This is a genomic window from Acinetobacter sp. CWB-B33 (assembly GCF_039655955.1).
Classification (GTDB): Bacteria; Pseudomonadota; Gammaproteobacteria; order Pseudomonadales; family Moraxellaceae; genus Acinetobacter; species Acinetobacter bouvetii.
On record NZ_JAGFEU010000006.1, the window covers coordinates 120,102 to 140,668 of the forward strand.

The 20,567-nt window shown below is 48.8% G+C and carries 18 protein-coding genes; 12 read left to right on the forward strand and 6 right to left on the reverse strand.

Annotation, left to right across the window (positions count from 1 at the left end):
• Window positions 1-67 precede the first annotated feature (67 nt).
• Window positions 68-466, forward strand: a complete 399-nt coding sequence (locus JZ784_RS15310; RefSeq protein WP_346315456.1) for an OsmC family protein — start codon at window positions 68-70, stop codon at window positions 464-466.
• Between the two features lie 90 nt (window positions 467-556).
• On the forward strand, window positions 557-1,204 hold the full coding sequence (locus JZ784_RS15315) for a glutathione S-transferase (protein ID WP_346315457.1): 648 nt from the start codon (window positions 557-559) through the stop codon (window positions 1,202-1,204).
• A gap of 79 nt (window positions 1,205-1,283) precedes the next feature.
• Here the strand turns inward: JZ784_RS15315 and phoR are convergent, their stop codons facing one another.
• From phoR to JZ784_RS15330, 3 genes are all read right to left on the reverse strand, one after another.
• Complete coding sequence (phoR, locus tag JZ784_RS15320) at window positions 1,284-2,642, reverse strand: phosphate regulon sensor histidine kinase PhoR (protein ID WP_130145491.1); 1,359 nt, start codon at window positions 2,640-2,642, stop codon at window positions 1,284-1,286.
• Window positions 2,643-2,682: 40 nt separating this feature from the next.
• Window positions 2,683-3,393, reverse strand: a complete 711-nt coding sequence (gene phoB, locus JZ784_RS15325; protein WP_005012153.1) for a phosphate regulon transcriptional regulator PhoB — start codon at window positions 3,391-3,393, stop codon at window positions 2,683-2,685.
• A gap of 221 nt (window positions 3,394-3,614) precedes the next feature.
• Window positions 3,615-4,307: a TetR family transcriptional regulator gene (locus tag JZ784_RS15330; RefSeq protein WP_026253477.1), complete on the reverse strand. Its 693-nt coding sequence runs from the start codon at window positions 4,305-4,307 to the stop codon at window positions 3,615-3,617.
• A 246-nt stretch (window positions 4,308-4,553) separates the two neighbouring features.
• On the opposite strand from JZ784_RS15330, the gene JZ784_RS15335 reads away from it, so the two are divergent.
• The 9 genes from JZ784_RS15335 (at window position 4,554) to JZ784_RS15375 (ending at window position 12,791) form a co-directional block, all read left to right on the forward strand.
• Window positions 4,554-5,390 (forward strand): SDR family NAD(P)-dependent oxidoreductase, encoded by an 837-nt coding sequence (locus JZ784_RS15335; protein ID WP_346315458.1) that lies wholly within the window; start codon window positions 4,554-4,556, stop codon window positions 5,388-5,390.
• Between the two features lie 184 nt (window positions 5,391-5,574).
• Window positions 5,575-6,516, forward strand: coding sequence for a TauD/TfdA family dioxygenase (locus tag JZ784_RS15340; RefSeq protein ID WP_346315459.1), 942 nt, complete (start codon window positions 5,575-5,577; stop codon window positions 6,514-6,516).
• Window positions 6,517-6,650: 134 nt separating this feature from the next.
• Window positions 6,651-7,367, forward strand: coding sequence for a Crp/Fnr family transcriptional regulator (locus tag JZ784_RS15345; RefSeq protein ID WP_346315460.1), 717 nt, complete (start codon window positions 6,651-6,653; stop codon window positions 7,365-7,367).
• Between the two features lie 100 nt (window positions 7,368-7,467).
• Window positions 7,468-7,683, forward strand: coding sequence for a TOBE domain-containing protein (locus tag JZ784_RS15350; protein WP_005012141.1), 216 nt, complete (start codon window positions 7,468-7,470; stop codon window positions 7,681-7,683).
• Between the two features lie 13 nt (window positions 7,684-7,696).
• Complete coding sequence (locus JZ784_RS15355) at window positions 7,697-9,211, forward strand: hypothetical protein (RefSeq protein WP_346315461.1); 1,515 nt, start codon at window positions 7,697-7,699, stop codon at window positions 9,209-9,211.
• Window positions 9,212-9,241: 30 nt separating this feature from the next.
• On the forward strand, window positions 9,242-10,291 hold the full coding sequence (locus JZ784_RS15360; protein ID WP_346315462.1) for an ABC transporter substrate-binding protein: 1,050 nt from the start codon (window positions 9,242-9,244) through the stop codon (window positions 10,289-10,291).
• 42 nt (window positions 10,292-10,333) lie between these two features.
• Window positions 10,334-11,182, forward strand: coding sequence for an ABC transporter permease (locus JZ784_RS15365; protein ID WP_346315463.1), 849 nt, complete (start codon window positions 10,334-10,336; stop codon window positions 11,180-11,182).
• 14 nt (window positions 11,183-11,196) lie between these two features.
• Entirely contained in the window at window positions 11,197-11,958 is a 762-nt protein-coding gene (locus JZ784_RS15370; protein ID WP_346315464.1) for an ABC transporter permease, read from the forward strand.
• A gap of 17 nt (window positions 11,959-11,975) precedes the next feature.
• Entirely contained in the window at window positions 11,976-12,791 is an 816-nt protein-coding gene (locus tag JZ784_RS15375; RefSeq protein WP_005012128.1) for an ABC transporter ATP-binding protein, read from the forward strand.
• Window positions 12,792-12,860: 69 nt separating this feature from the next.
• Here the strand turns inward: JZ784_RS15375 and JZ784_RS15380 are convergent, their stop codons facing one another.
• The 3 genes from JZ784_RS15380 to JZ784_RS15390 all read right to left on the reverse strand — a co-directional run bounded on the left by JZ784_RS15380 (window position 12,861) and on the right by JZ784_RS15390 (window position 16,985).
• On the reverse strand, window positions 12,861-14,225 hold the full coding sequence (locus tag JZ784_RS15380) for an LLM class flavin-dependent oxidoreductase (RefSeq protein WP_346315465.1): 1,365 nt from the start codon (window positions 14,223-14,225) through the stop codon (window positions 12,861-12,863).
• 103 nt (window positions 14,226-14,328) lie between these two features.
• Window positions 14,329-15,696: an MATE family efflux transporter gene (locus JZ784_RS15385; protein ID WP_346315466.1), complete on the reverse strand. Its 1,368-nt coding sequence runs from the start codon at window positions 15,694-15,696 to the stop codon at window positions 14,329-14,331.
• A gap of 134 nt (window positions 15,697-15,830) precedes the next feature.
• Window positions 15,831-16,985, reverse strand: a complete 1,155-nt coding sequence (locus JZ784_RS15390) for a methionine aminotransferase (RefSeq protein ID WP_346315467.1) — start codon at window positions 16,983-16,985, stop codon at window positions 15,831-15,833.
• A gap of 207 nt (window positions 16,986-17,192) precedes the next feature.
• On the opposite strand from JZ784_RS15390, the gene JZ784_RS15395 reads away from it, so the two are divergent.
• Entirely contained in the window at window positions 17,193-20,564 is a 3,372-nt protein-coding gene (locus JZ784_RS15395) for a type VI secretion system Vgr family protein (RefSeq protein ID WP_346315468.1), read from the forward strand.
• The last annotated feature ends 3 nt before the right edge of the window (window positions 20,565-20,567 follow it).

Below are 20,567 nucleotides of genomic sequence, written 5' to 3' on the forward strand. Positions count from 1 at the left end.
TGCGGCGCCTGACGGTTAAATGACGTGCGCTGGCATCACAATAATACAAGATGAATAAGGACAAAAAATGGCTGTTATTGCAAATGCAAAAGTAGAGACCCTGCCTGAACCGTGGTCAGGCGCAATCCGCAGCGGCAGGCATCAGATGATTACGGACAAGCCGGAATCTTTCGGCGGTCAGGATCAGGGCTTGGCGCCCTATGATTTGATCTGCTCAGGGCTGATTTCCTGCACCATGATTACCTTGCGCATGTATGCGCAGCATAAGGGCATTGATTTGGGCGCATTTCAGGTTGAAGCTGATTTCTGCGCCAATAAAGAGGGCAGGGAATGGATTGAACGCCGTGTGCATTTTCAGAGTCCCCCAGATGAGGCGTTGCAGCAGAAGGTGCTGGATATTTGCAGTAAAACGCCCGTCACGAAAACGCTGCTGCGCAGTTTAGACATTAACACTCAATTGGTTTAATCCGCTTAAGCCGTGCTGTCCCGCACGGCTTTTTACAGCGCTGCGTTAATTCCATTCAATTCATGATCAGTTAAATAATAAGGATAAACCATGCTGACACTGCATCACTTAGAACAATCCCGTTCATTCCGCATTTTATGGGCGCTGGAAGAATTAGACCTGGAGTATCAGATTCAGTTTTACAAACGCCTTCCGAATTTTTCAGGCCCGCCGGAGCTGCTGGCCGTGCATCCCTTGGGCAAAGCGCCTGTACTGACCGATGATGATCAGAGCATTGCAGAATCTGCGGTGATTTTAGAATATCTGCAGGAACAGTTTGACGAATCAGGGCAGTTTGCGCCGAAAACACCGATAGACCGCCAGCAATACCGCTACTGGATGCACTATGCGGAAGGGTCACTGATGCCGCTGCTAGTGATGCAGCTGGTGATGTCCAATGTGCCGAAGCATGTGCCATGGCTGATTAAGCCGATTGCGCAGAAAATCAGTGACGGCGTGAAAGCGGGTTTTGTGCAGGCGCGCTTAAAAGACCATATTGCTTTTTTAGAACATTATCTGTCAGCGCATAATTATTTTGCCGGCCAATTCAGCTTTGCTGATATTCAGATGAGCTTTCCTCTGCAGGCCTTGCAGTCGCGCACGCAAGGGCGATATCCGCATATTCAGGCTTTCTTGCAACGCATCAGCAGCCGTCCAGCCTTTCAGCGCGCGCAGCAAAAAGAGCAGGCGCTGAACTGAGCGCGCACACTTGCCGATATTAAAAAGCCTGCTGATTGAGCAGGCTTTTTAATCGTTTTTGATTTGACAATCAGACGGTTCAGCTGACGTGATACAGGCGTTCTTTCGGAAACACCACTTTGAAAATCGAGCCGCGGTTTTCTTTCGATTCAATTTCTAAATGCGCCTGATGCTGCATCAGCACATGTTTGACAATCGCTAGGCCCAAGCCTGTGCCGCCGGTTTGCCGGCTGCGGTCACTGTCGACACGGTAAAAGCGCTCGGTGAGGCGCGGCAGATGTTTCGGGTCAATGCCGATGCCGGTATCTTCAACCGTGAAATAGCCTTGCTCGCCGTCGTCATGCCAGCCAATGGTCACTGTGCCGCCTTTGGGGGTGTATTTGATGGCATTGGTAATCAGGTTGCTGAAGGCGCTGGCCAGTTCGGTGTCGGAACCGATTAAATCGCAGTGGCTGTCAATGTCTAAATTCAGCTCATGGCCATAATCGACATTGTAGGCATGCGCATCGTCATACAGCTGGTTCATCAGGCTGGGCATATCAATAATTTGATTTTTAGCAATTTTTTTATCATTTTCTAAGCGCGACAGCAGCAGCAGGTCATTCACCAAAGCATTCATGCGCCGTGTCTGTGACTGCATCTGGTCAAACGCGCGCTTCCAGCGCGGGTTCAAATCTTCCTGATCGGTAAAGGTTTCGATATAGCCGCTGAGCACGGTAAGCGGCGTGCGCAGTTCATGAGAAATATTGTCGACAAAGTCTTTGCGCATCTGTTCCAGATTGTGCATGCGGGTCACATCATAGGCGACCAGCAGGCGGCTCTCGCCGCCAAACCGGGTCATTTTGACTTGCACATAATGTTCATCAAAACCCGTCGATTTCATTTTCAAGCCATCGGGCGCCTGATCAATATTGTTGAAATACTCAATAAAGCTCGGCTGGCGCAGCAGAGTCAAAATATTGCGCCCGCGGTCGGCGGCTTGAATGCCCAGCAGCTTTTCCGCAGCCGGGTTCCACCACTCAATTTGATGGCTTTCATCAATAAGGACTACGGCTTCGGCCAGCGCCACCAGTGAGGACTGCGCGCGGTCAATCAAGCCGACCATTTCCGCCTGAACAATGCGCTCCTGGCGCTGCGCGCGGTAAACATTGAACAGCAGCGCGCCCCAGATGCCGTCTAAATTCGGCGGCACATCATAAGGGCGGTTGGAAATCCATTCATTGACTAAATACAGCGAACGCAGCTGCAGGGCAAAGAAGATGCTGAAAGCCGCAAAAATGCAAATCCAGAAATACCCGATCCCAAGGCCAATGCAGCCGCCGATAATCAGCAGAAAAGCCAGCAGGCGCAAATCCTGCTTGGCAAAGGTCCATAAGCTGCTGTAGCGGAACTTCTTATGCTCTCGCGCCAGCTCAGGGACAGGGTAGGGTTCGTACATAAAATACTGCTAACCTAAAAAAGCTTGATCTTGAATGATATCAGCCAAGCGCAACATCTGCGCGGGTAGAAAAACGGTAGCCTGTGCCGCGCACGGTCTGCACATAGCGGTCTGCGCCATAAGGCTCCAGAACTTTGCGCAGGCGGCGGATATGCACGTCAATCGTGCGGTCTTCAATATACACGTTTCCGCCCCAAACTTGATCCAGCAATTGCGCGCGGGTGTAGGCGCGTTCAGGATGGGTCATGAAAAAAGCCAGCAGGCGGTATTCGGTCGGCCCCATTTCTAAAATACTGTCGCCGTGGCTGACGCGCTGGCTGACCGGATCTAAAATCAGGCCATTGGCATCAATGGTTTTCTCACCGCCCAAGGCATTTGAACGGCGCAATACTGCCTTAATGCGTGAGACCAGCTCGCGGGTCGAAAACGGTTTGGTCATGTAGTCATCTGCGCCGGCATCCAGGCCTTGCACTTTATGGTCTTCTTCGCCGCGGGCGGTCAGCATGATGACAGGGATCTCAGATAAGTTCTCGTCGCGCTTCAAGCGGCGGCATAAATCGACGCCGCTGACGCCGCCAGGCATCATCCAGTCCAGCAGGACGAGAGCAGGGCGCTGGTCGACAATCATTTGATGCGCCTGTTTGGCATCTTCGGCTTGCTGGCATTGAAAGCCCGCCATATCTAAAGAGGTATGGATCATTTCCCGGATCGGGAGTTCGTCGTCGACAATCAAAATGTAGTCATCTTTCACAGCGCAATACCCTATTTCATGTAAACGGTGGACCGTTTTATATTTATGACAGGCTTATTACAAAGATTAATTATGACAGTATCATTGCAAAAAAGTATGAGCAGCCCGTTTTTGAAAGATTTTGTGACAAATATCTGCGTAAAATAGCCGTTCAATTTAAAAATAAGCTTATGTTTTTTAAAAATTAATAAGATTTTTTCAACACTGTAAAATAAGTTTCATTATTTTTTCACTGACGGCTCATGCTGAGAGAAGGTCTGCAGCAGGGAGAGGAACACAATGCTGCAGGACGATAGAATTTCATCCATCGATTGCTTAAATCCGCTCATCACCCAGCGGATGGCAATTTGTGTGACATAGCCATTCAGCCCGGTTGCCACCAGAGAAATCTCCCGCTCTGAGCGTCCAATATTCGGCATCATCAGCATGACAAAGGCATGAATCATGCGGTCAAAGCGCGACATGGTTTCGTGAATGGTGGCTTGATTATGCAGTTCCTGCACCAGCATGGCATCAATGTAAATGATGCGGGCCATTTGCGGATTGTCTTTTAATGTGGTCAGCAGGGCCGTGAGGCCGGCTTCAATCATTTTTTTCGGATCTGAAGAGGCTTGCATAATCGCCTGCATGACATTCTGCTGCAGCTCATCAATCAGCTTTAAGAATATGGTTTGAAAAAGATTTTCGCTTTTTTTAAAGGATTCATAAAAATAGCGTTCGGTCAGTTTGGCTTCATTGCAAATGTCTTTGACTGTCACCGAAAAAAAGCCGTGCGTGCCATAGGCTTCAATGCCGGCTTCAATCAGTTTTTCACGGCGCAGCTGCTTGCGCTCTGTCAGTGACAGGCCTTTGAATTGGCGTTCCTTGCTGTTTTTGGCGGGCTGCTTTTCTTCTGCCGCTGGCTGCTCTGTCATCATCATCATTTTAAGTTGAAACGGATCATTGTCATATCTTATCAATAAATCAGCCGAACACCTATGCCCATCCGCCTTATCCGCAAGTGCAACAGAGCGTCCCAAGATGATATTGACAATATACATTGTCAAACCTATATTGAAGCAATGAGCTGAGACGAGGCTGCACAAATACAAGCAGCTGATGCCCCGTTGGGCAGAGTGCAAAAGCTTTACGCTCAGAACCGTTTAAGCAAAGGAAACAGAATGAAAAATTTTAAAAATAAAGTCGCTGCCATTACGGGAGCAGGTTCAGGGATTGGCCAGCAACTGGCGGTACTGCTGGCAAAGCAGGGCTGCCATTTATCTTTAAGTGATGTGAATGAGCAGGGGCTGGCGCAAACGGCGGCGCTGCTGACAGACAGCAATGTGCGTGTCACCACCCAAAAAGTCAATGTCGCGAAGCTGGATGAGATCCGCGCCTGGGCGCAGGACACCGTGCAGAATCATGGTTCGGTCAATATGATCTTCAATAATGCCGGCGTGGCTTTGGGCTCTACCGTGGAAGGCGCCAGCTATGAAGAGCTGGAATGGATTGTTGATATCAATTTTTGGGGCGTGGTGTACGGCACCAAAGAGTTTTTGCCGCTGATCAAGAAATCGGGTGAAGGCCATATCATTAATATTTCCAGCCTTTTTGGCCTGACCGCGCAGCCGACGCAGTCGGCCTATAATGCCACGAAATTTGCTGTGCGCGGCTTTACCGAGTCGCTGCGCCAAGAACTGGATATGGAAAACAGCGGTGTCAGCGCGCTGTGTGTGCATCCGGGCGGCATCCGCACCAATATTGCCAATGCGGCAAAAATGAATGACAGCCTGCGCAGTTTAGGCATGAATCCGGAAAAGTCGGCGCAAACCTTCAATAAGCTGCTGCGCTGCCCGCCGGAAGAAGCCGCCCGCCAGATTTTAGAGGCTGTGCAGAAAGACAAGCGCCGCCTGCTGATCGGCAATGATGCTAAAGCGCTGGATTTAATCCAGCGCATCCTGCCGACGGGCTATCAGAAAATTACCGCCATGGCGACCAAGCTGGGCCAAGGCAAATAAAGACAATGCAGCAGAACAGCCCGCAGATTGCGGGCTTTTTTACGGGGGTAAAGCATTTTTTAATTTTTATATAGCAGAAATGCAGTATAGAAATGTCAATTTATTGACAGATTTGCCTCAGCCAATTCGGCATGATGATTTCACAGGCCCAGTGTCCTATAACAATTTTAAAGAGGAAATTTTCATGTCACAGCAATATCAGCATATTCAAGTCCGCCCGATCGGCGGCCGCATTGGCGCAGAAATTCAAGGCGTTCAGCTGTCTGCAGACTTAGCGGACGAAGTGGTGCAAGAGATCAATCAGGCTTTGCTGAAGCACAAAGCGGTCTTTTTTAAAGGCCAGCAGCATTTAGATGATGTGGCGCAAGAGGCATTTGCCGCCCGCTTAGGCACGCCGCTGAATCATCCGACGGTTCCTGTGAAAGATGGCTCAGCGCATATTTTGGAAATTGATTCACGCGGAGCGCGTGCAGATGCATGGCATACTGACATTAGCTTTATTGATGCTTATCCTAAAGCCTCAATTTTACGCAGCGTGGTGGCGCCAGAAGTGGGCGGCAATACGGTTTGGGCCAATACCGCAGCGGCTTATGCAGATCTGCCTGAGCAGCTGCAAACTTTAGCGGACAGCCTGCGCACGGTGCACAGCAACAATTATGACTATGCGGCCAAGGCCAGCATTCCGCCAGAAGTTTTGGCGAAATATAAAAACTACTTTAACTCGACCGAATATGAAACGGAGCATCCGCTGGTGCGCGTACACCCGGAAACAGGCGAGAAATCGCTGCTGTTAGGCAGCTTCTTCAAAAACTTTGTCGGCTACAGTCAGGCGGAATCGCGCAGTTTGTATGCGCTGTTCCAGGCGTATGTCGAAAAGCTGGAAAATATTGTCAGCTGGCGCTGGGATGCAGGTGATGTTGCCATCTGGGATAACCGCGCGACACAGCATCGGGCCATTAATGACTACGGCGACCAGCACCGCGTTGTGCGCCGTGTCACGCTGGAAGGTGATATTCCTGTTGGCGCAGATGGGCTGCCAAGCAAAGTCTTGCGTAAGGAAGTGAAAGAAGACCCTGCAAATTTCCGCTATAACAGCGAGCAGGGCATATATGAAAAAGCTTCATAAGAAATGCTGTTATATTCGCAAACTTTGCATATAAAACGCTAAAGTTGGAAGAATAAATGATTCGTCAGTGCCGATTAATCCATCTAGTATATTTTTCTCTCATCAAAAGATTAAAATAACAGGATGGATTAATCATGGCAGCGCATGCAGATGTATCTACATTTTATAAACGTGAAGTTTATGAGGTTTTAAAGAAGGTCTTTAAAAATATATCGGATTATAAAATTCAATCTATTTTAGAAAATTCTAATATTAAAAAATATCAAAAAAATGATTTAATTTTAAGTCAAGAAAATAGCAGTGATGCACTGTATATTTTGCTCGATGGGATTATCCAAATTGGATATTTAAGCCCGTCGGGCCGTTTTCACGCCTTTAGTTATTATTCGGAAAAGCACTTGATTAATTTACTGCCTTGCCTGAACTCGCAAGCGATTGACTATGATTATTATGCTTTTAATCAAGTGCGAATTTTGCAGATTCCCAAAGCTTTTTTTATTGAAGAAATCAGTCATAGCATTGCTTTGAAGCAGGATGTGCTGGATATCTTAAGCCTGCGCATGCACTATTTAATTCAGCAGGTGAAGTTCTTGCAAGTGGCCAATTTACATCAAAAAGTTTGCAAAATACTGCTGGATTTGTCGATGCGGTATGGAGAAGCGCATGCGCTTGGGACGGAAATCCGCTTAAAAATTTCACAGCATGATTTAGCTGACCTGCTGTCATCTTCACGGCAAACGATTAATAAGGAAATTAAAATCCTTGCACAGCAGGATGTGGTTTTTTGGCAGTATGAAAATATTATTATAAAGAATAAAGATTATTTATCAAAACAGGTTTTATTAATTTAGTTTTATTTTAATAAAACCGATATAAAAATCGTTTTATATTATTTTTTAAATTTTTATAAATGCGTCATGATTAATTTTAAGCAAATAACAGGAATTAAAAATGACCATTCAATCTATTAATGTACGCAATCAATTAAAAGGCACGATTCAGGAAATCGTGAAAGGCGACGTTGTTTCAGAAGTCGATGTAGTTACGGCCTCCGGCGTGTTTACTTCAGTCATTACCACCCGTTCTGTGATCGAACTGGATTTGCAGATCGGCAGTCAGGTGATTGTGCTGATTAAGTCCACTGATGTGTCACTTGCGAAGCTTTAGGTGACGGTTCAGCATGAAACGAATTTATTTAAAACAAGGGGCAGCAGCGCTGACGCTGTTGAGTGCAAGTATTGCTTTAAGCCATGCAGATACGGATGTTGCGCAGCTGCAGCAGCAGGTTGCGCAGCTGGAGCAGTCATTAAAACAATTAAAAACTGAGCTGAGCCGTATTCAAAGTGCAGACCAAACGAAAGCAGACGGCGCAGAAGCAGCTGATGAAAATTTAACAGCAGATGCAGGCGCTGAAACTGGATCAGAAAGCAGTATTGAGGCTGAAGATGATCAAAGTTTTGTGACCCGTGCAGAACTGCAAGGGCTGCAAAGTGATTTGGAAAATTATAAATATCAAGTGCAACGTGAGCGTGATACGAAAACGGCGCTGTCTACCCGCCAGCTGCTGATTAATGGCGTGGTCCAGACCAAAGCATCTTATATTGATGAGCCGCAAGTCACGCAGCCGCAGGGCGCAAATACAGGCAATGCGGTGAACAGCCGCCGCTCTTCCTTTGATTTAGGCGCGGTGCAGATTGGCTTTTCCGGCAACTTATTTAAAGATTATGAGCAGGGCAAAAACCTCGACTTCAACCTGCGTTTTGGCACGTCACCGCAGTCTGGCACCAATAACAGCTATTTGAACTTGCTGGATGCGCAGCTGATTTATAACGTGCTGCCGACCTTAAGCCCAGATACAGGCCGTTTATCGGTCACTTTGGGTCAGCAGCTGCTGCCCTTTGGCCAAGAGGTGCAGGCGACTGAAGATTTGAAGCCAACCATCAACAATGCCTTATTCAGTTTGCCGGGCTATGGCTACGGCTTGGCTTTGCGTGAGGTGGGGCTGATTGTGCGCGGCGATGCGCTGCCGACGGTCGATTATGGCTACAACTACCGTTCTCCAATGATCAGTTATGCCTTTGGGATTGTGAATGGCAATGGCGCCAATAAGTCCGATGACAATGATGACAAAAACTTTGTCGGACGCCTGCGCTACACCTTGCCTGCCGAATACAACTCGTGGCTGCGTGAACTGAGCTTTGGCGTGTCGTGGTATCAGGGCAGGAGCAATTTATTTGAAACCAGCGGCGCCAGCGCATCCTTTGCCGGCAAAGGCGATGTGCTGCGCAAAGGCTTTGATATTTATTACAACCACCATCCATTTGGCGTGACGTATGAATATGTGCAGGGCGAAGACGATACCTATAGCAGCCAAAGCGCTTCTGTGTATAAACGTGAAAGCGAGTCACATACGGGCACGCTGTTTTGGAACTTTGGTGAGCAGTTTGTCAAGGGCTTCCGCAATCAAGGGCGTTATGACGACTGGTGGCCAAAGTCCTATCAGGCCTTTTACCGCTTTGACAGCATCAACCGCGACACCAATGCGGACAATCAGCTGATTGACATACACAGCCTTGGGCTCAATGCATTTTTTGCAGAAACCACCAAATTTCAAATCAATGTGAATCATGTGAATAACGAACTAATCAACAAGAGCTACAACGAGCTGGTCGCCCAGTTCCAGTACGGCTTTTAAACCTTATTTAAATTATTAGAGGAATTCAGCATGTCTTCATGGACCAAAATTTTATTCAGCAGCGTGATCGCTGTTTCTACACTCGTACCGGCGGTGCAGGCCTTTGCTGCCGAGGCTAAGCCTGCGGTCATCCGTTTCGCTTCGCCATTGGTGGGCACCGGCAACCGCCCTGTCGGTTACGGCAGCTACTATGCAACGGTGCAGACCCAAGGCCTCATTGAAAAAGAATTCCAAAAAGACGGCATTAAAATCCAGTGGAACAACTTCAAAGGCGCAGGCCCTGCAATTAACGAATCCTATGCCAATGGCTTGATTGACATTACTTGGCTCGGTGATCTGCCGGCCCTGATTGGTAAAGCCAGCCGTTTAGATACCAAACTGATTGCGGTGGCAGGTTCAAATGACAATACCTATTTAATTGTGCCGCCGGGATCAAGCGCCAAATCATGGGCAGATTTAAAAGGCAAAAGAATTGGCTTTTTCCGCGGCACCAGTGTGCATTTAGCATTAAATCAAATTATTAAAAAATATGGTTTTACGGAAAAGGACTTTAGATTTGTCAACGTAGACGGCCCTGTCGGCTACGCGGCTTTGGCCAGCGGGGATCTGGATGCATTATTCAGCAATCAGTCAGTATTTCCTGTGATTGACCGCGGTGTGGCGAAGCTGATTTACAGCTCTAAAAAAGAGCCTGCGCAGCTGCAAAGTTCTGGCTACGTACTCGTAAACTCAAAGTTCGAACAGAAATATCCTGAAACCGTACAGCGCGTGGTCAATGTGCTGGTGAAAGAAGCCGCTTGGGAGAGTAACCCAAACAACAAGCCGGCTTTATTTAAAACTTGGGCTAAATCCGGCTTGCCGTATAGCGCATTTGTCCGCGCCAATGACGGTGTGAATTTAAAAAGCCACAGCGCGCCAGTCTTCAATAGCGCCAGTATTTCCTTGATTAAGCAGAAACTCAAAGCAGGCCAGGATTTAAAGCTGATCCGCGGCAATATTGATGTCGATCAGTGGATTGAGCCTAAATACCTCAACAACGCGCTGAAGAGTCAAAACTTACAGAATTTCTGGACACCTTGAGTGCTGGATCAATAAGCCTTGGTTTCTGAAAGGAGAGATCTGATGCTGCAAGAATTAGAGCTGGATAGCGCAAAACCGATTGCGAAGCCTGAACCGCTGCTGGCGCTGAAACGCCTGCTGCAGCCTGTGCTTCAGAGTAAAGTAGCATTGTGGAGTGTCGGCCTGATTTTCCCTTTGCTGCTGCTGTACACATGGCAAATCGCGGTGGAGCGCAATTGGGTCAATACCTTATTGCTGCCGCCGCCAGAGCTGGTCTGGACAGCGCTGAAAGACCTGTACAGCAGCGGTGAGCTGTGGAGCAATCTCAGTATCAGCCTGAGCCGCATTGGCTATGGCTTTAGCGCTGGGATTGTTGTAGCGCTAGCGCTTGGCTTTGCCATGGGGCTGTCCCGTACAGCCGAAGCCTATATTTGGCCGACGTTTAAAGTGATTAACTTAGTGCCTGTGGTGGGCTGGATTCCGTTATTAATTCTCTTGGTCGGGATTGATGAAGCGCTGAAAATTATTCTTATTGCCAAAGCCGCTTTAGTCCCGATGACCATCAATGTTTTTAAGGGCGTGCGCAATATCTCGCCGCAGCTGATTGAGGTTGCAGATGTCTATCAGCTGGGCACGTGGTCCAAGTTTAAAAATCTGGTGCTGCCGGGCGCTTTCCTCAGCTTTATTGGCGGCCTGCGCTTATCGCTGGCCAGCGCATGGGGCGCCTTAGTTGCGGTCGAGCTGCTGGCATCCAGCGAGGGCATTGGCTACATCATGGTGTATGGACGGCAGATTTTCCAGCTGGATGTGGTCTTAGCGACCGTTGTGGTGATTGGACTGGTGGGCTTTGCTTTTGATGTCTTCATCCGCTTGCTGCAAAAGCAATTCCGCGGCTGGGATCAGGCCAATTAACCGGAGCAAGAAGAATGAAAAATATTGATTATCGCGGCTGGATCATCCCGCTGGTGCTTTTGATTGCATGGTCGGCTGCGGCCGCTTGGAAATGGGTTGATCCAGCTTTGCTGCCCGCGCCGAAAGAGGTGGGCAAGGTGCTGCTGGAGTCGGCGCAGTCCGGTGAACTGTATGAAAATGTCATCGCCAGCTTGCTGCGCAATACAGCGGGCTTTATTGCAGGCGGTGTGATCGGCGCAGGTTTTGGCTTGCTGCTCGGGCTGAATGTCTGGCTGGACCGATTTTTTTCGCCCACTTTAAATGCCATCAAGCATGTCGCGGTTTTTGCATGGATTCCGCTGATGATTATGTGGTTTGGCCATGGCGAAGTTTCCAAAGTGATATTTATCAGTCTGGTGGTGTTCTACCCGGTGTTTTTCAACACTTATGACGGCGTCAGAAATGTGCCTGTCAAAGTCAAAGAAGTGGCGCAAATTTTCCAGCTCAGTCCGCTGCAGACTTTTTTTAAAGTGATTTTGCCGGCTGCTGCGCCCAGTATTTTTGCGGGCCTGAATATCGCCTTGGTTTTTTCATGGGTGGCGACCGTGGGCGCGGAGTATTTCTTTGTTTCCGCTGTGGGCGTGGTCAACCCGATTATGGACGGCCAGAACTTATTTAAAATGGAAGTGGTGCTGTACGGCATGCTGATCATTGGCGCAGTCGGCCTTGTCCTTTCCAAAGCCGCGCAATTTTTTGAACAATACAATTTACGCTGGCGTCAGGCTGCGCAGAAATAACAAGAAGCGAGAAGATTATGAATCAAGCAGTACAACATCAGCCGCATGTGCAAATCCGGCAGCTGGATAAATACTTTCCCAAAGACGGACAGGACTTAAAGGTTTTAGAACAGATTCAGCTGAATATTCAGCATGGCGAGTTCATCAGCATTGTCGGCAACAGCGGCTGCGGCAAATCTACGCTGCTGCGCCTCTTGGTCGGGCTGGATGCATCTTTTGATGGTCAAATTTTAATTGACGGTCAGCCTGTTAAAGGCACCAGTTTAGAACGCGGCATTGTGTTTCAGGATCACCGCCTGTTTCCATGGCTGAATGTCGAACAAAACGTGGCTTTGGCCTTAGAAAAAAGCGCCTTAAGCAAGGCTGAAAAGCAGGCGCTGATTGATTACCATCTAGAGCTGGTGCAGTTAAGCGCATTTAAAAAGGCTTATCCGAGCCAGCTGTCAGGCGGCATGAGCCAGCGCGTTGCCATTGCGCGCAGCTTGGTCAACCGTCCGCAAATTTTATTGCTGGATGAGCCTTTTGGCGCGTTGGATGCATTGACCCGCGCGAATTTGCAGCAAGAGCTGCAGCGGATTTGGCAGTCTGAAAAAATCACCACCATTTTGGTGACGCATGATGTGGAAGAGGCGGTGCTGCTGGGTGACCGGGTGGTGGTGATGCAGCCGCATCCAGGGCGGATTAAACGCATTGTGCCTGTAGAGCTTGAGCGTCCGCGCAAGCGTGAGGATTACCGCATCGCCGCGATTAAAAATGATATTCTGCTGGATTTCCAAGAACAGCCTGAATTGGCGCTGCCGCATGAGCTGGAGCAGTTTAAGCTGGCGTGGTAAGCGCGTGATCTGGGTTAAGACCTGAAGCCAAAGAAAAGCCCCATCTGGGGCTTTTTTTTGGCTTGCTGCTTATGAGGCGTGTTCCGTATAGCGGCGCGCCAAAACATACTGGTTTTCAGGGCGCTTCAGGCCTAAATTTTCACGTAGAGTCTTTCCTTCATAGGCCGTGCGGAATAGGCCGCGGCGCTGCAGCTCAGGCACGACTAAATCGACAAAATCATCCAAGCTGGCGGGCGTGGTCGGCGGTAAAATATTAAAGCCGTCCGCAGCATCATTTTCAAACCACTCCTGCAGCTGATCTGCGATTTGCGCAGGCGTGCCGATTAGTGTCCAGTGGCCGCGCGCGCTGGCAATCCATTGGTACAGCTGGCGGATGCTGAAGTTGTTTTTACGGGCAATGTCTAAAATCAGCTGCTGGCGGCTGGCGCCGTGACTGAGCTGACCGATATGCGCCGGCAGCGGCTGATCCAGATCATATTGGCTGAGGTCTTCGGTAAATCCGCCTAAGGCATGCAGCAGCATCAGCCCGACGGAAGGATGAATATAGCTGTTCAGCTCATCATACTTGGCGCGGGCTTCGGCCTCCGTTGCTGCCACAAAGATAGACACGCCGGGCATGATTTTGACATCATCGGCAGGGCGGCCATATTTGCTTAGACGCTGTTTAATATCGCGGTAAAAGCTTTGCGCATCACTTAAATTCTGCTGTGCGGTAAAAATGACTTCGGCATATTTAGCGGCCAGCTCGCGTCCATCTTCAGACTGGCCTGCCTGCACAATCACCGGATAGCCTTGCGGCGGGCGGGCGATATTCAACGCGCCGTCTACGGCAATATGCTTGCCCTTAAACCGCGGCGCATGCACTTTGCTGCCGTCAAAAAACTCTCCGGATGCTTTGTCATAGCTGAAAGCATCATCTTCCCAAGAGTCCCAGAGCTTTTGCGCTACGTTAATAAATTCATCCGCGCGTTCATAGCGCGCTTGCGGCAAAGGCGCCTGTTCTAGGCCATAATTTTTGGCAGCTTCAGGCTGGGCCGTGGTGACCACATTCCATGCGGCGCGGCCTTGCGACAGATGATCTAAGGAGGCGAACTTGCGCGCCAAACTATAAGGCTGCTCATAGGTGCTGGATGCCGTCGCAATAAAGCCAATATGCTGAGTCACTGCAGACAGCGCTGAAAAGAGGGTAATCGGTTCTAAACCCGTATTATTGGCATTGAGGCCTAAATTAGCTGTGCGGTCCGGGTCGACACTGACAGGGATATCAGCAAGGAAATAGGCATCAAATAAACCGCGTTCTGCCGTTTTGGCCAGTTCTACAAAATAAGCGAGGCTGTGGTTGTCTTGCGGGCGTGCTTGCGGGTGGCGCCAGCCTGCCAAATGCTGAGAAATGCCGGGTACAAAAGCGCCTAATTTAATTTTTCGTTTTGACATGGTAATAACCTATTTTTATCAGATGCGCTTTGGTTATAACAAGGAACAGATATGTATAAAAATAGGATTAATTTCAAAGGTTATCAGTTTTCAAGCTGAGCTGCTAAATCAGCGCTTGAATCGTTTTCTTTTTCCAAACCAAGTGGTAATACAGCCCTTGCATCAGGCACAGGCAGACAAAGGCCAGCGCATAGGCATACCAAATGCCTTTGAGCCCCCACCGTTCACTGAATAAATAAGCGCAAGGCACTTCAATCAGCAAAATGGCTGCAATATTGATGATCATCGGCACAGTCACGGTTCCGCTGGCGCGCATGATGGAGGAAAAGATTGCGCTGGCGCCAAAAAATACGATCGACCACAGCACAATAAACAGCAGTTCCTGACCCAGCACAACGACCTGCGGGTCAGTGATGAACAGCGCCATCAAATACTTGGAGAATAAATAGGCCAGAATAACCAGTGTGCCGGTAAACAGAATATTCATGGTCAGCGCGGTGCGGTTGACTTTGTTCAGCAAATCGGACTTGCCGGCGCCAATCGCTTGCGCGGCAAAGATTGAAGCCGCGATGGCAATGGATAATGCCGGAAACTGAATGTAGTTCAGCACCTGATTCACTGCGCCGTAGGCGGCGGTGGCATCTGCGCCGTAGCGGTTGACCAGCCCGACAATCACCAGCCCAGCCACAGAGGTGGTCACCATTTGAATGCCCGTTGGAATGCCCAGCCGCAGAATGATTTTACTCAGTTCCGGCTCATAGCGGATATGGCGGAGCAATGCTGCATCTGGGCGCAGCGGGTGATTTTTTTTATTTAAATAGAAATATAAAAAGATCAGCGCAATGCTGAAACCGATGATTGTCGCAATGGCTGGCCCGACAATGCCCAGCTTGGGCAGGCCAAATTTTCCCGCAATCAGGACCGGGGTGATGATCAAGCCCGTGGCAATTGTCATGCCGGATGCAATCAGCGGGGTCGTGCTGTCGCCGACTCCGCGCAGAATCGAGGTGTAAATAATGTAGATGAACAGCAGCGGGCTGCCCGCCAGCATCCATTGCACATAAGAGATAGACAGATGCAGCACCTCTGAATCTGTGCCCAGCGCCAGCAGTATATATTTGGCAAAAAACACTCCAAGAAAAGCAATCACACTGCCGCCAATCAGCGTCATAAACAGTGTTGAACCCACCACGCTGTGCACTTTCTCAATGTTTTTAGCGCCCCAGGCCTGTCCAACCAAAACGGTAGCGCCTGCCGAAAGGCCAATCACAAAGGCCATCAGGCAGAATAAGATCGGAAAAAAGACGGACACCGCTGCAATTGCATGAACCCCCAGCATTTGGCCGACAAATACGGTATTTACTGTCCCTGAAAGGTTTTGCAGAATATTGGTGGCGATCAGCGGCACAAGGAAAATCAGAAAGGATTTCCAAAGTTTCTGTTGACTGTTGAAAGGCTGATGCTCCGTCATATGCAATCCTAGGCAGTGTACTTATAATGTTGATTGGCTCATGCTGACATTAGCAGGAATGGCTTAAAAAAGCCTTAGTTCTACAGTAACTCAGGCTTGAATTTAATTAGCCAAAATGGCGATTCAGCGAATTTTTAGACCTGCGATAAAATGTCTCCCGCTTTTTGCAGCGTTTCATCTTTTTTCGCAAAGCAAAAGCGGATTAAGCGTAAATTTTCCGGCGGCTGCTGATAAAAAACAGAGACCGGTATGGCCACGATGCCATGCTGTTCCGCCAGATGCTGGCACATTGCGCTGTCATCCAAATCGGGGCGGATGGCGCTGTAATCTAAATTTTGAAAATAGGTGCCGGGTGACGGTGTAAATTGAAAACGTGAATTTTTCAGTCCGGCATTAAATAAGTCACGCTTGGCCTGATAAAAACCAGCCAGTTCTGCAATATGTTCAGGGTGATGCGTCATGAAATTGGCCAGCGCCATTTGCACCGGCGTCACACCGCAGAAATTGGTAAATTGATAGACTTGGCGGAACAGCGCCATCAAATGAGCTGGCGCCGCGCAGTAGCCGGTTTTCCAGCCGGTGACATGAAAGGTTTTGCCAAATGAGCCGACCACCAAGCTGCGCTCCCGCAGTTCTGGAAAAGACAGCGCGGAATAATGGCGCTGGCCGTCATAAATCAGATGTTCATAAACTTCATCCGACAGCACGGCAATATTTGTATCCTGAATCAGCTCAATCAGCTGCTGCCAATCCTGTTTTGACCAAATGGCGCCCGTCGGGTTGTGCGGCGTGTTGACAATGATCATGCGGGTTTTGACATTGACCGCATCTTTCACCGCTTGCCAATCCACATGGAAACCGGGAGCGGTGAGGCGGATATGCACAGGAATGCCGCCGGCTAACTTTACACTGGGCGCATAGCTGTCATAGCTGGGATCAAAAATAATGACTTCATCGCCTGCATGCACAATGGCTTGAATGGCGCTGAACAGGCCAATGGTTGCGCCCGGGGTAATGGTGATTTCAGCCGCAGGATCGAGATGCAACTGGTCGCGCTGCCAAAAAAGCTGTGCCAGCTGTTCCCGCAAACTCAATAGGCCATCGCCCGGCGCATATTGATTAAATCCATCCTGTGCAGCTTGCGCTAAGGCGTCCAGCAGTGCGGGCGGCGCAGGAAAATCAGGAAAGCCTTGCGACATGTTCAACGCATTTAAACGCTGCGCCATGGCGCTCATGGTGCTGAAAATGGTCACGCCTTGCGCAGGGAGTTTGGATTCAATCTGGAGCATCTTTTTAGCATGATTAAATTAAAGAGAATCAGCAGTGTAACAGCCCATTTTCCGTCCTGAAAGTTGAATGCGGCATAATTTTATGCATTTTTCAATGAAGGGGATGGGCAATGAAATTGAGCAGCTGCTGAAAAAATAACTGGACTAAAAAAACAACATTTTCTAGAATGCGCGCACAAATAAAATAAATTAATTAAAAAAAAGAACATGATTAAAAATATTTATAGCTTAATTGAGAGTTTTGGCCTCAGTGTGCAGCAGCGCGCTTTGCATATCCATTTTTCAAATGAAGTTCTGAATACTCAAGTCTTTATTCAGCGCATTGAAGGCGAGCACCGCATTAATCAGGGACTGCGCGCCGAGCTGATTTGTCTGTCCGCGCATGCGCATATTCCGCTTAAGCAATTTATTGGCGGGCGTGCCGCCATTGATCAAGTGACCGATTTAGGCCAGCTGCAGCGCATCACCGGGGTGATTACGGGCGCCAGTCAGGGGCAAAGCGATGGCGCGCTGACGGTTTATAAGCTGGTCATTGAAGATGCCACCGCGCTTTGGCATAAGCGCCGCAATAGCCGGGTGTTTATGAATAAAAGCGTGCGTGAGGTCACTGAAGTTTTATTCAGCGAATGGCAGCAGAAAAGCGCGTTATTCGCATCCAGTTTAAGCTTGAATTTAGAAGGGCTCAGCCGAGATTATGCCGTGCGGCCATTTGTCATGCAGGCCAATGAAAGTGACTATGGCTTTTTAACGCGTTTGTGGCGCAGTGAAGGCATCAATTGGCTGATTGATGAAGCTGAACTGACCGTTGCTGCATCCGCTGCACCGATGCAGGCGCAGCAGTTGCGCTTGATTGATCATAATCAGGCGTTTAACGCGCTGAGCCGCCGCTCCATCCGGTTTCACCGCAGCCATGCAGCCGAGCGTCTGGATAGCATCACCAGTTTCATTGGACAGCGCCAGCTGCAGGCGACAGCAGTTCAAACTCAGCGCTGGCAGGCGCAGTCTTTGGCTCAGGACCAGTCTCAGCCTTTGCTCAGCACGCATGTGCACAGTGAGCAGCAGGACAATGAAAGCCTCGGCCTGGAACAGGTCTGGTCACTCAGCCCTGCATGGACAGCGGATTTAAGCGGTGAAGATCAAGCGACGCCTGCGGGCAGTGCGCAGCTGGAACAGCTGAATCAGCAGCTGAATCAGCATCAGACTTTGCAGTCGAAATTTTTTACAGCGCGCAGTAGTGTCCGCGATGCGCAAGCCGGCTATTGGTTCCAGCTGACCGATCATCCTGACATTGACCCGCATGAAGGCTCAGACTGTGAATTTCTGATTTTAGGCAAAGCATTTTATAACCAAAATAACCTGCCGAAAGACATTCTGATGCAGCTGGAATCGCTGCTCAGCGCTAGCTGCTGGCCATCTTTAGGCGATGAGCGCCAAGCCAATGAACTGCATGTGATGCGTCGCAGCATTGCTGTGGTTCCAGAATATGACCCGCTGCAGCATCGTCCTGCCGCGCATCCGCAGCGGGCTAAAGTGGTGGGTCCAGAAGGGGAAAGCATTCATGTGGATGCCTGGGGGCGCATTAAAGTCCGTTTCAGCTTTACCCGCAATGAAGACCATGCTCATGATGGCGGCGCCGGCAGCAATGACAGTGATGTGGATTCTGCTTGGGTCGATGTGTTGACCCCATGGGCGGGTGAGGGCTATGGCGCGCGTTTTCATCCGCGGATTGGTGAAATTGTGGTGATTGATTTCTTCGAAGGCGACGTCGACCGGCCCTTTGTGGTGGGGCGCATACATGAAGCGGAACGGCATCAGACCATGTTTGATGCCAAAGGCCAGCTGCCTGAGACTAAAAAACTCAGCGGCATCCGTTCGCAGGAGGTGGATGGCGCTGGCTTTAACCAATTGCGTTTTGATGATACGGCAGGACAGATCAGCACGCAGCTGCAAAGCAGCCATGGCGCCAGCCAGCTGAATTTAGGCAATCTCAGCCATCCGAAAGATAAAGAACAAAGCAATGGACGCGGTGAGGGGTTTGAGCTGAGAACCGATGCTTTTGGCGCCGTGCGTGCAGGCAAAGGCATGCTGATTTCGACCTATGCGCAGGAAAATGCCATCGCCGATCATTTGGAGGCTGCTAAAGCGCAGGCCTTGCTGAGCCAAGGTCAGGAAAGCATGAAAATGCTCAGCAGTATTGCTGTGAAACAGCAAACAGATGCGCTGAATGTGATTGGCCGTTTGCCCAAATTAATTCAATCCCTTGAAATTAAAAGCACCTCGCAAGCCTTGATGACGACAGTCAGCCTCTTTAAAGATGAATTGTCGCAAGATCCGTTAAATGCTTTAAAAAATTGCAAAGGCTTTATTCAGGATATGGGCGCAATTACCAAAGATGTCAAAGGCACAGTGCAGCAGTTCCAAGCCTATTTTGAAGATGCTGAAGAGGCTTTTGACAATTTAAAAGAAGTGATTCAAAACCTTGAAGATCATGGTTCTGAGCAGCTGCAGGCACGAATTGGCAATTTAAAAAACCAGCTGAAGAATGATCCGCTGAAGGTTTTGAAAGAGGTGGGTAAAATTGTTGAAGAAATCAAAATCAAGCCTGATGAAATGATCATGGATGGTGGTTTCGGCAAGCCTGAAATATTCACACCTACTAAGGCTTTGGAACATGTTAAAGGCTTCATGGAAGGCTATACCCAAAATTTGGAAAGTTCATCAGACCCGCAACAGCAGGAGCAAGGTAAATTGTTTAGGCAGGCGCTTATGTTATTGGCGTCTCCAAATGGCATTGCATTGACCACGCCAGAAGATATTGTGCTGCAGGCCTCTCAAGACATTGCTTCGAGTGCTCAGGGTTCTGTAAATATCAGCGCGCAGAAGAATTTGGTGGCGCATGCACAGGACAAAATCAGCCTGTTTGCAGCGCAAAAGGGGCTAAGTGCTTATGCTGCTAAAGGCAAAGTGGAATTGCAGGCACAAGATGATGCGATAGAAGCGATTGCCCGTAAGGTAATTAAGCTGATTTCAACGGAAGATAAGATTGAAATTACCAGTCCGAAAGAGATTGTGCTGACGGCGGGTGGGTCACAGCTGAAGATTAATGGGGCTGGAATATTTACCACAACGGGCGGAAAGTTTGAAAGTAAGGCAGGGCAGCATAGTTTTGTGGCGGGTGCGACTGTGAATGCTCAATTACCTAAGATGCCTGAGAGTGGAATATTTAGCCGAAGGTTTGATTTTGGTGAACTATTTGATAAAGATCAAATAAATCAAAAAATTAAATTTAAATTTTTAAATCATGCCAAAAAAACTGAATTTAATGGGTTTTTAGACGAGTTCGGTCGTACTCAACGCTTTTTCAGCGATAGTGCTGATAATGTTGAAGTAATTATTTTAGGACATGATAGTCAGAATCATGATGAGCTTTTTGTTATCAAAAATGACTTGAATAGCACAGAAAATCAGGATTCTAGTGAAGATTGCTGTGGTGGTGATGACGATGATCATTATCACAACACGGAAGAATTATATGATTATAGTGAATTAGAAGCTGATTTTAAAAGTTTTGGATTGTGAGAA

Bases quoted from the DNA above. Each gene is read 5' to 3' on its own strand.
- JZ784_RS15340 (WP_346315459.1), top strand. From the start codon at position 5,575: ATGTCACAGCAATATCAGCATATTCAAGTCCGCCCGATCGGCGGCCGC.
- JZ784_RS15330 (WP_026253477.1), bottom strand. From the start codon at position 4,307: ATGACAGAGCAGCCAGCGGCAGAAGAAAAGCAGCCCGCCAAAAACAGC.
- phoR (WP_130145491.1), bottom strand. From the start codon at position 2,642: ATGTACGAACCCTACCCTGTCCCTGAGCTGGCGCGAGAGCATAAGAAG.
- JZ784_RS15385 (WP_346315466.1), bottom strand. From the start codon at position 15,696: ATGACGGAGCATCAGCCTTTCAACAGTCAACAGAAACTTTGGAAATCC.
- JZ784_RS15355 (WP_346315461.1), top strand. From the start codon at position 7,697: ATGAAACGAATTTATTTAAAACAAGGGGCAGCAGCGCTGACGCTGTTG.
- JZ784_RS15360 (WP_346315462.1), top strand. From the start codon at position 9,242: ATGTCTTCATGGACCAAAATTTTATTCAGCAGCGTGATCGCTGTTTCT.
- JZ784_RS15390 (WP_346315467.1), bottom strand. From the start codon at position 16,985: ATGCTCCAGATTGAATCCAAACTCCCTGCGCAAGGCGTGACCATTTTC.
- JZ784_RS15370 (WP_346315464.1), top strand. From the start codon at position 11,197: ATGAAAAATATTGATTATCGCGGCTGGATCATCCCGCTGGTGCTTTTG.
- JZ784_RS15335 (WP_346315458.1), top strand. From the start codon at position 4,554: ATGAAAAATTTTAAAAATAAAGTCGCTGCCATTACGGGAGCAGGTTCA.
- JZ784_RS15365 (WP_346315463.1), top strand. From the start codon at position 10,334: ATGCTGCAAGAATTAGAGCTGGATAGCGCAAAACCGATTGCGAAGCCT.
- JZ784_RS15345 (WP_346315460.1), top strand. From the start codon at position 6,651: ATGGCAGCGCATGCAGATGTATCTACATTTTATAAACGTGAAGTTTAT.
- JZ784_RS15350 (WP_005012141.1), top strand. From the start codon at position 7,468: ATGACCATTCAATCTATTAATGTACGCAATCAATTAAAAGGCACGATT.
- JZ784_RS15380 (WP_346315465.1), bottom strand. From the start codon at position 14,225: ATGTCAAAACGAAAAATTAAATTAGGCGCTTTTGTACCCGGCATTTCT.
- JZ784_RS15395 (WP_346315468.1), top strand. From the start codon at position 17,193: ATGATTAAAAATATTTATAGCTTAATTGAGAGTTTTGGCCTCAGTGTG.
- JZ784_RS15315 (WP_346315457.1), top strand. From the start codon at position 557: ATGCTGACACTGCATCACTTAGAACAATCCCGTTCATTCCGCATTTTA.
- JZ784_RS15310 (WP_346315456.1), top strand. From the start codon at position 68: ATGGCTGTTATTGCAAATGCAAAAGTAGAGACCCTGCCTGAACCGTGG.
- JZ784_RS15375 (WP_005012128.1), top strand. From the start codon at position 11,976: ATGAATCAAGCAGTACAACATCAGCCGCATGTGCAAATCCGGCAGCTG.